This window comes from Pseudomonas sp. 51_B, assembly GCF_017491595.1.
In the GTDB taxonomy this organism is placed as follows: domain Bacteria; phylum Pseudomonadota; class Gammaproteobacteria; order Pseudomonadales; family Pseudomonadaceae; genus Aquipseudomonas; species Aquipseudomonas promysalinigenes.
On record NZ_JAFGYW010000004.1, the window covers coordinates 86,346 to 98,973 of the forward strand.

General features: G+C 60.5%; 15 protein-coding genes and 1 tRNA gene. 5 read left to right on the plus strand and 11 right to left on the minus strand.

Annotated elements, in window-relative coordinates:
• Positions 1–19: 19 nt before the first annotated feature.
• Positions 20–823 (minus strand): cytochrome c, encoded by an 804-nt coding sequence (locus J5M56_RS06990; protein WP_207870466.1) that lies wholly within the window; start codon positions 821–823, stop codon positions 20–22.
• Positions 824–1,302: 479 nt separating this feature from the next.
• Between J5M56_RS06990 and J5M56_RS06995 the strand changes: the two genes are divergently transcribed.
• Positions 1,303–2,037 carry an amidotransferase gene (locus J5M56_RS06995; RefSeq protein WP_207870468.1) on the plus strand — a complete coding sequence of 245 codons (735 nt, stop codon included), beginning with the start codon at positions 1,303–1,305 and terminating at the stop codon, positions 2,035–2,037.
• Between the two features lie 48 nt (positions 2,038–2,085).
• On the opposite strand, the gene J5M56_RS07000 is transcribed toward J5M56_RS06995, so the two are convergent.
• From J5M56_RS07000 to J5M56_RS07010, 3 genes are all read right to left on the minus strand, one after another.
• Positions 2,086–3,057 carry a magnesium and cobalt transport protein CorA gene (locus J5M56_RS07000; RefSeq protein WP_186476615.1) on the minus strand — a complete coding sequence of 324 codons (972 nt, stop codon included), beginning with the start codon at positions 3,055–3,057 and terminating at the stop codon, positions 2,086–2,088.
• Positions 3,058–3,120: 63 nt separating this feature from the next.
• Positions 3,121–3,840, minus strand: a complete 720-nt coding sequence (locus tag J5M56_RS07005) for a lysophospholipid acyltransferase family protein (RefSeq protein ID WP_186476616.1) — start codon at positions 3,838–3,840, stop codon at positions 3,121–3,123.
• 80 nt (positions 3,841–3,920) lie between these two features.
• On the minus strand, positions 3,921–4,610 hold the full coding sequence (locus J5M56_RS07010; protein WP_060480005.1) for a crotonase/enoyl-CoA hydratase family protein: 690 nt from the start codon (positions 4,608–4,610) through the stop codon (positions 3,921–3,923).
• A 290-nt stretch (positions 4,611–4,900) separates the two neighbouring features.
• On the opposite strand from J5M56_RS07010, the gene J5M56_RS07015 reads away from it, so the two are divergent.
• Positions 4,901–4,990: transfer RNA gene (locus J5M56_RS07015), tRNA-Ser, on the plus strand.
• 109 nt (positions 4,991–5,099) lie between these two features.
• Here the strand turns inward: J5M56_RS07015 and J5M56_RS07020 are convergent.
• The 3 genes from J5M56_RS07020 to J5M56_RS07030 form a co-directional block, all read right to left on the minus strand.
• Positions 5,100–5,480 carry a hypothetical protein gene (locus J5M56_RS07020; protein ID WP_186476617.1) on the minus strand — a complete coding sequence of 127 codons (381 nt, stop codon included), beginning with the start codon at positions 5,478–5,480 and terminating at the stop codon, positions 5,100–5,102.
• A 118-nt stretch (positions 5,481–5,598) separates the two neighbouring features.
• Positions 5,599–6,780: an MFS transporter gene (locus J5M56_RS07025; protein WP_207936182.1), complete on the minus strand. Its 1,182-nt coding sequence runs from the start codon at positions 6,778–6,780 to the stop codon at positions 5,599–5,601.
• 50 nt (positions 6,781–6,830) lie between these two features.
• Positions 6,831–7,580, minus strand: a complete 750-nt coding sequence (locus J5M56_RS07030) for a 3-oxoacyl-ACP reductase family protein (RefSeq protein ID WP_207936184.1) — start codon at positions 7,578–7,580, stop codon at positions 6,831–6,833.
• Between the two features lie 119 nt (positions 7,581–7,699).
• Between J5M56_RS07030 and J5M56_RS07035 the strand changes: the two genes are divergently transcribed.
• Complete coding sequence (locus tag J5M56_RS07035) at positions 7,700–8,632, plus strand: LysR family transcriptional regulator (protein WP_207936186.1); 933 nt, start codon at positions 7,700–7,702, stop codon at positions 8,630–8,632.
• Positions 8,633–8,768: 136 nt separating this feature from the next.
• Here J5M56_RS07035 and J5M56_RS07040 read toward each other — a convergent pair whose 3' ends face one another.
• Both J5M56_RS07040 and J5M56_RS07045 read right to left on the minus strand, forming a co-directional pair.
• The gene (locus J5M56_RS07040) at positions 8,769–9,239 is read right to left on the minus strand and encodes a GreA/GreB family elongation factor (RefSeq protein WP_207936188.1); all 471 of its coding nucleotides are present in this window, start codon (positions 9,237–9,239) and stop codon (positions 8,769–8,771) included.
• Between the two features lie 2 nt (positions 9,240–9,241).
• Entirely contained in the window at positions 9,242–9,634 is a 393-nt protein-coding gene (locus J5M56_RS07045; protein ID WP_207936190.1) for a hypothetical protein, read from the minus strand.
• Between the two features lie 127 nt (positions 9,635–9,761).
• Between J5M56_RS07045 and earP the strand changes: the two genes are divergently transcribed.
• On the plus strand, positions 9,762–10,895 hold the full coding sequence (earP, locus tag J5M56_RS07050; protein WP_207936193.1) for an elongation factor P maturation arginine rhamnosyltransferase EarP: 1,134 nt from the start codon (positions 9,762–9,764) through the stop codon (positions 10,893–10,895).
• A gap of 48 nt (positions 10,896–10,943) precedes the next feature.
• Complete coding sequence (gene efp, locus J5M56_RS07055; RefSeq protein ID WP_013971530.1) at positions 10,944–11,513, plus strand: elongation factor P; 570 nt, start codon at positions 10,944–10,946, stop codon at positions 11,511–11,513.
• A gap of 55 nt (positions 11,514–11,568) precedes the next feature.
• Here efp and J5M56_RS07060 read toward each other — a convergent pair whose 3' ends face one another.
• Both J5M56_RS07060 and J5M56_RS07065 read right to left on the minus strand, forming a co-directional pair.
• Positions 11,569–11,997: an organic hydroperoxide resistance protein gene (locus J5M56_RS07060; RefSeq protein ID WP_060480605.1), complete on the minus strand. Its 429-nt coding sequence runs from the start codon at positions 11,995–11,997 to the stop codon at positions 11,569–11,571.
• A 141-nt stretch (positions 11,998–12,138) separates the two neighbouring features.
• On the minus strand, positions 12,139–12,594 hold the full coding sequence (locus tag J5M56_RS07065; RefSeq protein ID WP_186476626.1) for a MarR family transcriptional regulator: 456 nt from the start codon (positions 12,592–12,594) through the stop codon (positions 12,139–12,141).
• Between the last annotated feature and the right edge of the window lie 34 nt (positions 12,595–12,628).

Here is a 12,628-nt window from a genome sequence, read left to right on the forward strand (position 1 = left end):
GCTTGGCAGCCCCGCACATTCAATGCTTCTTGCGCTCAGCCATGTGCGCAAGATACGCCAGCACAGCATCGAGCTCCTGTTCATTCAATACATTCTCCGCGAAGCCCGGCATGCGCGCCTGAGGCCATTGCCTAAGGCGCTGTGGGTCGCGAATGTACATACGTAGGTATTGCGGCTGGAAATATTCAGTGGGATTGTGCGGCAGATTGAGGTCTGGCCCGAACTGCGCATCGCCCGCACCATTGAGCCGGTGGCAGGCCAGGCAGTTCTGCTGAAATAGCGCGAACCCTCGGCGTACCGGGTCATTGGCCGGTAACCGCGGGTCAGGCAGCAGCGCGGGAAAACGTTGTTCTACCGGAGCAAGGCTGCGGATGGTGCCGATCTGAAAGGGCCACTGTTCGGGGCGGATACCGCTTGCCTGCGGATTGGTCCACACCAAGTAGAACGGCCCTGCGCTGGGTTTGCCCTTGCCAAGGGGTGGCCAGGGTTTGGCTGGGTCTTGCACCGCGAGCCACGCCTGTGCGGGGCCTTTTTGGAGCAGCGGGGCGGCGGGCATTTCCGCGGCGAACCCGTCCAGTGCAACGGCCTGCAGATGGTCCTCTGGCTTGACCCCTTGCAGCAGTAACGCCACGGGTATGGCGCGATAACGCATGGGGCGTTTGTAGGCCACATCCTGGTCGACATTGATGTCGCGCGCCTGTGGGTGCTGCAGCAATTGCTCACTGGACCACTGCACGCTTTGGTCGCCCAATTCAAGGTGCAACTGCGCCGCCGATAACGGCAGGCTCAACGATAGGGCAAGCGCGGCGAGACATTGACGCATGGGTGCTCTCCAGTCCTAAACACGGGAGATTAACCCAAGCAAGGCACTTGGCGCTCTCAGCCGAACAAGCGTGTAAGGTTGGGGAGAATCAACAGCAATGTCGTAGCGAACAATATCAGCCCAGCTTGGCGAAGCTTCGAATGTCTGAACATGGCGGACCGCCTTTTTGTTGTTATTCCTGATTACCCGGTGGCTTCCTTGTCGGGTCTGCTTGTGTCGTATAGGTGGATATAAACCACCCACAGAACTAGCGTTACCCTCACTTGAGAACCCTTTATGCTAAAAGACTGCATCTTTAGCGCTGGTGGCTATGAAGCATTGGGCCATACCGCTGACAGCTGCTGCGTAGACACCCGCAAATACCTTCACCCTCGTCCGACAGAATGTGACCGTTCGTCAGTGCAGCCTACTTGCTTGTACGTGGCTTTCGCGGCAGTCTCTACAGCTGATTTCCACCCATGTCGTTCAGGACTATCCCTATGTCGTTACGCATCTGCATCCTTGAAACCGATGTCCTGCGACCGGAGTTGACCGCGCAGTACGAGGGCTACGGAAGGATGTTCGAGCAGCTCTTTTCGCGTCAGCCCATCGCAGCCGAGTTTTGCGTGTACAACGTAATGAACGGCGATTACCCGCCCGATGGCGAGCGCTTCGATGCTTATCTAGTGACCGGCAGCAAGGCCGATTCGTTCGGTAGCGATCCGTGGATTCAAACTCTCAAGGCGTACCTGCTCAAGCTATACCAGCGCGGCGAGAAGCTGCTGGGCGTGTGCTTTGGCCACCAGTTACTGGCGCTGACTCTGGGCGGCAAGGCCGAACGTGCCGATCAGGGCTGGGGCGTAGGGATCCACCGCTATTCGCTGGCGGCCCACGCGCCGTGGATGGACCCAGAGGTTTGCGAACTGTCCCTGCTGATCAGCCATCAGGACCAGGTCACCGAGCTGCCTGAAGGCGCTACGGTCATTGCCTCGAGCGACTTCTGCCCGAACGCCGCTTATCACATCGGTGACCAGGTGCTGTGCTTCCAGGGGCATCCGGAATTCGTCCATGACTACTCACGGGCGCTGCTCGATGCGCGTCAGCAGTACTTGGGCGATGAGGTCTATCACAAAGCTGTCGCCAGCTTGGCCGCCGAGCACCAGGGTGACTTGGTGGGTGAGTGGATGATGCGGTTCATCCAGCAGCCGACCAAAGCCCGCGACAGCGCTGCATGATCGACCCTGGGTAGCAGCGCAGCGTAGGGAAGGGGCCCGCCTAGGGCCCTACAACCAGCCAGACTTCTTGAAGCTGGCGAACAGGCCGGTACAGCCCAGTACTATCACGCCTAATACCCCGTAGTAGCCGTAGTGCCAGCTTAGCTCTGGCATGTTCTGGAAGTTCATCCCGTAGATCCCCGCAATCGCCGTGGGGAAGGCAAGAATCGCCGCCCAGGCGGCGAATTTGCGCTGCACAATGCTTTGCCGTGAGGCTTCCAGCAGCATGCCGATTTCGATGGTCTGGCTGGCGATGTCGCGGATTCCTGCCAGGTCCTCCAGTTGACGTGTGACGTGGATCTGCACATCACGGAAGTACGGGCGCATGTTTTTGTCGATGAACGGGAAGCTCAGGCGCTGCAGTTCTTCACCGATCTCCACCATCGGCGCCACGTAGCGGCGCAGGCGCAGAATGTCGCGGCGCAAGCTGTGCAGGCGCTGAATGTCCGATTCGCGCAGCGAGTTGCTCAACACGCTCTGCTCCAGCGCTTCGATCTCGCCATGGATGGCCTCGCTGACCGGCTGGTAGTTTTCCGTGACGAAGTCGAGCAGGGCGTAGAGCACGAAGTCCTCGCCGTGCTCGAGCAGCAGCGGGCGTGCCTCACAGCGCTGGCGCACCAGGGCGTAGGATTTGGAGTGGCCGTTGCGGCAGGTGATGATGTAGCCGTTGCCGGCGAAGATATGAGTTTCGATGAACTCCAGCTTGCCCTCGTGGCGTACCGGCGAGTAAGTGACGATGAACAGCGCGTCACCGAAGGTTTCCAGTTTGGGCCGGCTGTGTTTTTCCAGCGCATCCTCGATAGCCAGTTCGTGCAGATTGAACTGGCACTGCAGGTTGGCCAGTTCCTCGGCGTTGGGCTCTTCGAGGCCGATCCACACGAAGTGCCCAGGCTTGCGCGCCCACTCGCTGCCTTCGTCGATACTGATATTGGTGACCTTTCTGCCTGCGGCATACACCGCCGATGCCACGACTCGACCCATGGTTGTCCACTTATCCGGTTGCACACAATTTACAGCTTGGGCTGTAGTTGAGCGTAGAGCAACCTAAAGGCCGGCCAGTTCATTTTCCATGTGGTCGATGCACTGCTGCATCTGGGTGCGGCACTGTTCGATCAATGCTGGCAGGTCCTGCTGGCTGAGGCCGCTGGTAGCGATCGGCGGCAGTGATCGCACGATCACGCTACGCCGCCGCCAGCTGTTCAAGCCAAGGCGCCGGGCATAGCGGCTGACGCACACTGGCACGATCGGCACCCCGGCTTCGACAGCCATATGAAATGCCCCTTTCTTGAATGCCAGCAACTGATCCGTGGGGTTGCGGGTGCCTTCAGGAAAGATCCAGATCGAGGTGTCTTCACGCAGGATGCGGGTGGTGGTCTGCATCGCCTTGCGCGCCTGGTAGGCGTTCTTGCGGTCGACCAGCACATTGCCGCCCAGCCAGAACAGCTGGCCGAACAGTGGAATCCAGCCCAGGCTTTTCTTGCCGATGGCAACGGTGCGCTGCGGCACCACATGGCCGAGGATGAACAGGTCGAAGTTGGACTGGTGATTGGCGACGATCACACAGCCGGGCGGCTGGTCCCATAGTGGGCCAACTTCGGCCTTGACCCTGATGCGCAGCAGCCAGGTGGCCGGCAGGCTGTAGAGGCGAGCGAAGATGCGGCTGTTGTCACGGTTGAAGGGGCGCAGCAAGCCGATCAGCAAGCCAACGGCGCCCACCAGCAGAAAATGCAGCCCCAGCAGGAGCATGCGAAGGGAGTAGAGCATGGTACGACTCACACCAGACAGTCGTGGCGCAGTGTACGACCGTGCACTGGCCGGGGCAAACCGGTGTGAGCCGCAGGCAGTCAGCCCATATGGCCCTGGTCCAGCAGAATCGCCTCGTCCAGGGCGTCCAGCAGCGCCTTGCGCACTTTCAGCTTGGTGTTCTTGTGCGCCAACATGTTCAGCTTTTTCAGCTCATGGGCTACGCCTTGTGCGGTTTCCAGCAGCTGCTCAGCTGGCACCAGGCGGTCGAGGAAGCCGGCGTCCACCGCGTCTTTGGGCTCGAACATCTCGGCATTGATCACCGCGCGGTGGAAGGCCGAACGGCGCAGGCGGTCGCGAGCCAGCTCAATGCCGGCGTGGTGCATGGTCATGCCGATCTGTACTTCGTTCAGGCCGATCTTGTACGGGCCTTCGACGCCGATGCGGTAATCCCCCGACAACAGCAGGAAGGCACCTTTGGCCACGGCATGGCCGGAGCAGGCGACGATCACCGGGAACGGGTGCGATAGCAGGCGCCGCGCCAAAGTGGAGCCTGCGGTGACCAAGGCCACAGCTTCCTTTGGGCCGCAGGTCATCACTTTGAGGTCGTAACCGCCGGAAAGGATGCCCGGCTGACCGGTGATGATCACCACGGCGCGCTCTTGGGTGGCACGGTCAAGGGCAGCGTTGAAGGCCGCAATGACGTCGGGGGAGATGGCATTGACCTTGCCGTTGTTCAGGGTCAATGTAGCGACGCCGTCTTCGGCGTGGTAGTTGATCAGCTCGCTCATGGCGCAGTCCTTGAATTGGCGTGGCGATGACGTTACCCAGCGCGGTGAGCCAGGTAAAGCGCAAAGGCTGACTGGGCAGTCAGCGTCAGGGCGCAAGCCCTTGCCGGGCCAGGAATGCGCGCCCCAGCCTTGGAAAAGCGCTGGCCAGATTGGCAGCTATGCCCTGGCTGCGAAGGTTTTTCTGTGGGTTGGCTTAAATACATGAAAAAATTGAAAAAAATGCTTGCCAAAGAAAAGATCTTCTACTAAATTAGCGCGCCTCGACGGGGTGAAAGCCTTGGAGAGAAAACGGTGAAGTGTCCGAGTGGTCGAAGGAGCACGCCTGGAAAGTGTGTATACGAGAAATCGTATCAAGGGTTCAAATCCCTTCTTCACCGCCACATTCCGAAAAGCCCCCGAGCTGAAAAGCCGGGGGCTTTTTGCATTGCGGCCAAAGCCGCTCCTACAGGTTGGGACTTATCCCACGGCCTGCGCGAGCCGCGTGGGGACTCAATCAGGCGCTTTGACAGGGCGGTGCTGGCGCCAAGTGTCGTCGATCTTCGACCAGGTCTTGCCGTCGGTGATGGCCATCAGTTTGCGGCCATCTTTGAAGGTGGCCAGGAAGGTGGCTTCTTCCTCTTTGCCGCCCAGCCAAAGCCCGGCCAGCAGGCCCACCGGGCCGGCCACCAGCGCACCGGCCACGCCCCAGCCCAAGGCGCTGCCCAGGCTGCGGTTGGATTCAAGGCTCGCCAGGCGCAGGTCAGCGATACGCGCCAATGAAATTCGCTCGCCGGGTGAAGGGCTGCGCGAAGTCTTGAGTGTGAGCGATCCATTGCGAAACTCGCCTTCACCTTGCAAGAAATCGCCGGATTGCACCGTGAGTCTTGTCATTGCTTCATCCTGTCAGTGAAAGGTCCTTGGCCTGCGTCTACTCAGCGCCACCGGGGCAGGCAAGTCAACGAGCAAGCGACAGAGGGTAATGCGGCGCGATGTCGCGACCTACGCTGGCTCAAGCCAACTGCGCAGCTGCCTTGCGCTGCGCCATGCCCCATGTCGCCAAGGCCAGGGTGCCTATCACCAGTCCTGCTACCACGATGCCCATCCACCCTTGCCGCTGGAACAGCTGCGTGCCCAGCAACGAGCCTAGCGCACCACCGATGAAGTAGCAGGTGATGTAGCCGGCATTGAGCCGAGTTCGTGCTTCAGGTCGCAAAGCGATCACCGCGTTCTGGTTGCTCACATGCACCAGTTGCACGGCCAGGTCCAGCAGCAGCACGCCGACCAGCAACGCCAGCAGCGAGTGTTCGGCAAAGCCCAGCGGCACCCACGATACCAGCAGCAGCACCAGGCCAACGGTGGTCCCGAGCGAACCCTTGCCACGGTCGGCCAGGCGCCCAGCCCAGTTGGCAGCCAATGCCCCCGCCGCCCCGGCCAGGCCGAACAGGCCGATGGCGGCGTCTGAATAGTGATAAGGCTCGCGCGCCAGCAGAAAGGCCAGCGGCGTCCAGAACAAGGCAAACAGGCTGAATGCCAACAACCCCAGTAACGAGCGCAGACGTAGCACCGGCTCTTCGATGAATAGGCGGAACACCGAGCCAATCAGCGCTGGGTATTTGAGCCCTGCATGGCTGTTGTGCTCTGGCAGGCTGCGGTACAGAGCCAGTGCAGTCAGCGCCATCAGTACTGCAGCCAGCACATAAATGCTGCGCCAGCCCCCCAGTTCTGCCATGAACCCCGCCGCGGTACGTGCCAGCAAGATGCCCAGCAACAGCCCGCTCATCAGCGTACCTACCACGCGCCCACGCAGGTCAGGCTCGCTCAACGCGGCGGCCATCGGCACGAGTATCTGCGCGACCACCGAGAATAGGCCGGTCAGGGCGGTGCCTAGCAGCAGCCAGGGCAGGCTGGGCGAGCAGGCACTGATGACCAGGCCCAAAGCGGACAGGGCTGTCATGAACACGATCAACCGCCGTTGCTCGAACAGATCCCCCAGTGGCGCCAGCAGCAGCAGGCCGGCGCCATAGCTGAGCTGTGCAGCGATGACGATACTCCCTGCACTGGCAGTGCTCAGCCCCAATTGCTCGGCAATGCTGTGTAGAAGCGGTTGCGCGTAGTAGTTGCTGGCCACGGCCAGGCCGGTGGCGGTCGCCATCAGCAGGATCAGCGCGCGGCTGAGGGTTGGCGATTTCATGCGTCTCTCATATTCAAAGGTGAATCCGGGGGCGTAAGGCCCCCGGTTCATCAGGCGGCGAACCCACCATCGGCGGTCAGGCTGGCGCCGGTGATGTAGCCGGCCTCAGGTCCGGCCAGGTAGGCGACGAAGCTGGCGATTTCATCGGCCTGCCCATAGCGCCCGATCGCCATCAGCGGGATCAGGCTATCGGCGAACTCGCCACTGGCGGGGTTCATGTCGGTATCCACCGGCCCAGGCTGCACATTGTTTACGGTGATCCCCTGGGGCCCCAAGTCTCGCGCCATGCCTTTGGTCAGGCCAACCAGCGCCGATTTGCTCATGGCATATGGAGCGCCCCCGGCAAAGGGCATGCGTTCGGCATTGGTGCTGCCGATGTTGATGATGCGCCCGCCGGGGCCCATGTAGCGCGCGGCTGCCTGGCTGGCGACGAACACACTGCGCACATTGACCGCGAGCATGCGGTCGAATTCTGCCAGGTCGAACTCGGCCACCGGTGCCACTGCCAGCACGCCTGCGTTGTTCACCAGGATATCGAGGCGGCCGAAGGCCTTCACGGTATCGTCGACCGCCAGCTGCAGTGCAGCGGCTTCGGCGCTGTCGGCACGCAAAGCCAGGGCTTTTCCGCCGCTGACCTGGATCTCTTCGACCAGTGCTTGCGCAGGGCCAGCGGAGCTGACGTAGGTGAAGGCAACCTGCGCACCGTCGCGGGCCAGTCGCCGTACGATGGCCGCGCCTATACCGCGCGAGCCGCCTTGAACGAAGGCGACTTTGCCTTCCAGGGTAAGTTGCTGGGACATGCTGATCTCCTGCTCGAATAGCAAGGCCGAATGCCTTGGATGCACGCAGTATCGACCGATGATTACCTGCTGATAAGATGGCAATCACTATCATCAGAGTAAACCTTTGGTTGGCAATCATGGCCATGGAATCTTTCAACGCCCTCGAGTGCTTCATCCGCAGCGCCGAGGTGGGCAGTTTCGCCGAGGCGGCGCGACGCCTGAGCATCACGCCTGCGGCGGTCGGCAAGCATGTGGCTCAACTGGAGGCGCGTCTTGGCGTGCGGCTGTTTCAGCGTAGTACGCGCAGGCTGACATTGACCGAGGCGGGGCAACGTTTTCTGGGTGAGGTCAGCGACAGTTTTCGTACCATCCAGTACGCGGTGGCCAACCTCGCCAGCGCCGAGGGCCAGCCTGCCGGGTTGTTGAGGGTCAGTATGGGCACTGTGTTCGGGCGCCTGTACGTGCTGCCGTTGCTGGGTGATTTTTTGCGTCGCTACCCGGCAATCACCCCGGACTGGCATTTTGACAACCGCCAGGTCGACCTTATCGGCCAGGGCTTCGATGCCGCTATTGGTGGCGGTTTCGAGCTGCCATTGGGAGTAGTGGCGCGCAGGTTGACCCCGGCACATCGGGTGTTGGTGGCAGCGCCCGGTTACCTGCGCCAGCATGCCGATATCGATGGCGCTGAGGCATTGCAGGGCCACGACGGGGTTCTCATCCGCTCGCCACAGACCGGGCGCGTTCGCTCCTGGCCATTGACCAGCCGCTGGGGAGAACAGCAGCCGTTAATGCTACGTCAAGCGATGACCATGAGCGACTCGGATGCCGCTTGTGCGGTTGCGCAGCAGGGCCTGGGCATCGCCTTGGTAAGCTTGCCGTTCGCCGTGCCCTATCTGCAGGCGGGGCAGCTTCAAAGGGTGCTCCCGGACTGGTATGTAGATGACGGGGCGATAAGCCTGTACTACGCCGAGCACAAACTGTTGCCCGGCAAGACCCGAGCGTTCATCGACTTTGTGGTGGAGCAGTTTGCCGAAAGGCGGTTGGCAGAGCGCTTCGATGCCTTGGCCTAGAAGGCTATCGCTAGCGCTGGCCGTTTCGCAGCGCCTGCAAGCACGGGTAGGCGTGAGCCTCAAGCAGCGGGCGCGGCGTTTGCCGCGAAGAGGCCAGTTCCGGTAACTCAGAAAGTTGTTCTTGTCATTTCATGGGTCAGGCAGCACCGATGATGAAGAACACCTGAGCCCCGAGATTCACTTCATCCTCGACCTTCTTGCCCAGCAGTTGCTGGCCCAAGGGCGAGCGCGAGGTGATCACGGTCACCTGCTCATCACCTTCGCCAATCTTCAGCCCCGCTGCCTCTGGCCCGAGGAACAACAAGCGCTGCTCACCCTGTTCATCCTCAAGGGTCACCAGATTGCTCACCTGCACCCCGAGAGAGTCGTCGTAATCACGCAACAACAGCTGTTGGTAAGTCAGCAGCGCCTGGCGGATTTCGGCTGTACGTCGCGCTTGGCCTGTGGCCAGATACGACGCCTCAAGCCCCAAAGTGTCGTACTTGTTCTCGGCGATGTTTTCTTCGGCGGTTGCCGCCTCATAGGCGGCCTGCGCTGCGCGGCGTAGCACCTGCATGTCGTTTTCCAGGGTTTGCACAATGCATGTGAGCAGGGTGGCCTTGTTCATGATCAGTAGCAGAACTCAAGCACGTTGGCCTGGCTTTTGTCGGTTGGCGCGGTGCGATTCTGCGCAAGCCAGAACTGACACTTGGGGCTGTTGAGATTGCGCGGGTTGCCCTGGGCGGCTTCAGCAGCCTGCTGAGCTTCCTGTTTGTGCAGGATGTCCTTGTAGCGCTCGAACATCTCGGTTTGTGCATCGGCCGGTTGCTTGGGCGCCGCCGCAGGAGTTGGCTCGCGATAGGCAGATGGCGGTAACTCCGGGTCGAGCTGCTCGGGCCACAGATGCAAGGCCAGCGCCGCACTCAGGCCGATCGCCACGGCGCCAAGCCATAAGCCCAGGGCTATGCACAAAACCAGTTGCAGCGGTTTGAGGGTGATTGTCAGTTCACGGTGGCGCGGCATGGGGCCTCCTGGCGGAGCGGGGTGGTGGGGCATTGTCGCATGGGTTGGGCTTTTTTCCGCGCTGTGCTTTTGTAAGTGGCCATTTATCCGCAAAATGCGCGTTTTTTGCGCGGCACAAGGCAGGCACATGAAAACCACCTGGGATATTTTCTGCTCCGTCGTCGACAACTATGGCGACATCGGGGTGACCTGGCGCCTGGCCCGGCAATTGGTCGCCGAACATGGTGTCGCGGTGCGCTTGTGGGTAGATGACCTGCGGGCCTTCGTGCCGCTGTGCCCGCAAGCCGATGCCGATGCGCTGCAGCAATGGCAGCAGGGGGTCGAGGTACGCGCCTGGCCTGCGCAATGGCAGCCAGTGGTGCCTGCCGACGTGGTGATCGGCGCCTTTGCCTGCCAGTTGCCCGCAGCCTACGTCGATGCGATGCACTCACGCCCTCAGCCGGTATTGTGGTTGAACCTTGAATACCTGAGCGCCGAGGATTGGGTAGAAGGCTGTCATGGCTTACCTTCGCCCCAGCCCAATGGCCTGCGCAAGCTATTTTTCTTTCCAGGGTTCACGGCCAAGACAGGTGGCCTGTTGCGTGAAGCTAACTTGCTGCACCGCAGGCAGGCTTTCGAGGGATCGGCCGAGGCACGTGCGGGCTTTCTCAAGGGGCTGGGTGTACAGCCGCAGCCGGATGCTTTGCTGGTGTCGCTGTTCGCCTACGAAAATCAGCGGCTGGGCGGTTGGCTCGATGCGCTGCGCGCAGACACACAGCCGGTTCACCTACTGGTCCCGCAAGGGCGCATTCTCGGTCAGCTGGGTGCCTGGCTGGGTGAGCCGCACTTGCAAGTTGGGCAGGTGTATCAGTGCGCCAGCCTGACGGTACAGATTCTGCCATTCGTCAGCCAGGACGATTATGATCGCCTGCTTTGGAGCTGTGATTTCAACGCCGTTCGCGGTGAAGATTCGTTCGTACGTGCCCAATGGGCTGGCCGGCCGATGCTATGGCACATCTATGTCCAGGATGAAAATGCCCACTGGGACAAGCTCGAAGCCTTCCTCGCCTTGTACCGACAAGGCTTGTCAGCCCCCGCGGCCGACGCACTGATGGCGTTATGGCGCGCTTGGAACATGGATCGCGACATGCACGCGGCCTGGCAGACTGCCCGTAAATACTGGGCAGAACTGCAGCAGCACGCCCGTGATTGGGCCACGGCCCAGGCCGCTCGGCCGGACCTTGCCAAGGCGCTGGTACAGTTTTACCGAAATTGGCTATGATATGCGGCCTCGATTTTTATAAATCCATCCAGATTCGGATACTTCGTAATGAAAACTGGTAAAGAACTGAAACCCGGCACCGTACTGCGGATCGACAATGACCCGTGGCTGGTTCAAAAAGCCGAGTTCACCAAGTCGGGTCGCAACAGCGCGATCATGAAGACCAAGCTGAAAAACCTGCTGACCGGCTACAAGACCGAAACCGTATACGGTGCAGACGACAAGCTGGACGACGTGATCCTGGATCGCAAAGAAGCGACCCTGTCGTTCATCAACGGTGACGAATACACCTTCATGGACACCACCGACTACACCATGTACGAGCTGAACGCCGAGGACATCGAAGCCGTTCTGCCGTACATCGAAGAAGGCATGGAAGACGTCTGTGAAGCGGTGTTCTTCGAAGGCCGCCTGGTATCGGTTGAACTGCCGACCACCATCAGCCGTCAGGTTGTCTACACCGAGAACGCTGCACGTGGCGATACCTCGGGCAAGGTAATGAAGCCTGCCAAACTGAAGAACGGTACCGAGATCTCGGTCGCTGACTTCATCCAGATCGACGAGTGGATCGACATCGACACTCGCGACAACAGCTTCAAAGGTCGCTCCAAGAAGTAATTTCTTGAGTAACGCAAAAAAACCCGGCCTTGGCCGGGTTTTTTTTGCCTGCGATTTATACGGTCACATGCAGCCGTACATCGACGTTGCCGCGGGTAGCGTTGGAGTATGGGCAAACCTGGTGCGCCTTTTCCACCAGTGCCTGGGCGTCAGCCTGTGCCAGGCCCGGCAGATCAATGTGCAGGTCGATGTCCAGGCCGAAGCCTCCAGGTATCTGGCCGATACCGACCTTGGCAGTGATGGAGGTTTCGCCGGGCAGGGCCTTCTTATCCTGGCTGGCGACGAACTTCAGTGCGCCGATGAAGCAGGCCGAATAACCAGCGGCAAACAACTGCTCGGGGTTGGTGCCGTCACCGCCCGCGCCGCCGAGCTCTTTGGGGGTGCTCAGCTTGACCTGCAACTTACCGTCGCTGGACTGGGATTTGCCGTCGCGACCGCCGGTGGAAGTAGCTTGTGCGATGTACAGCGCAGTGACCTTTTGCATTTTGAGCCTCGCTAGGTGAGCTTGCGCCCCTGGGCATCCTGGGGCATCGGGTGAACACAGGGTTTAAATTAGCGCGCAATTATTTAGCGTGCAAGATAAAAACCTGCCATTCATCGGAATGCCCGACACACAGCCTAGCCGTCAGAGGTTTTTCTGCAGGCTTTCGCGCAGCTCGAGCAGCTCGGTTTGCAGTTGTTGGAGGCGCTCCAGGCTGCGGCCGCTGGCCTTGAGGATGCACTGTGGTACTTCCCGTGCCTGTTGTTGCAACGCCCGGCCTTTATCCGTCAGTTGCACCAGCACTACCCGTTCATCCTCGCGGCTGCGGTTGCGCTGCAGCAGGCCTTCGCTTTCCAGGCGTTTGAGCAACGGGGTGAGTGACCCTGGGTCGGTCAAAAGCCGCTGGCTGATTTCTCCGACGGTCAGGCCATCCTGTTCCCACAGAACGAGCATGGCCAGATATTGCGGGTAGGTCAGACCCAACGCTTGTAGCAGAGGTTTGTACACCTTGGTCATCAGCAACGAGGTGGAGTGCAGGGCGAAACAGACCTGGTTGTCCAGCAGCAGCTCGTCACAAGAGGCTTGGTTGTTGGCGTTCATGCAGGTCCTTGAATGTCATCAATTGGGGAATCTA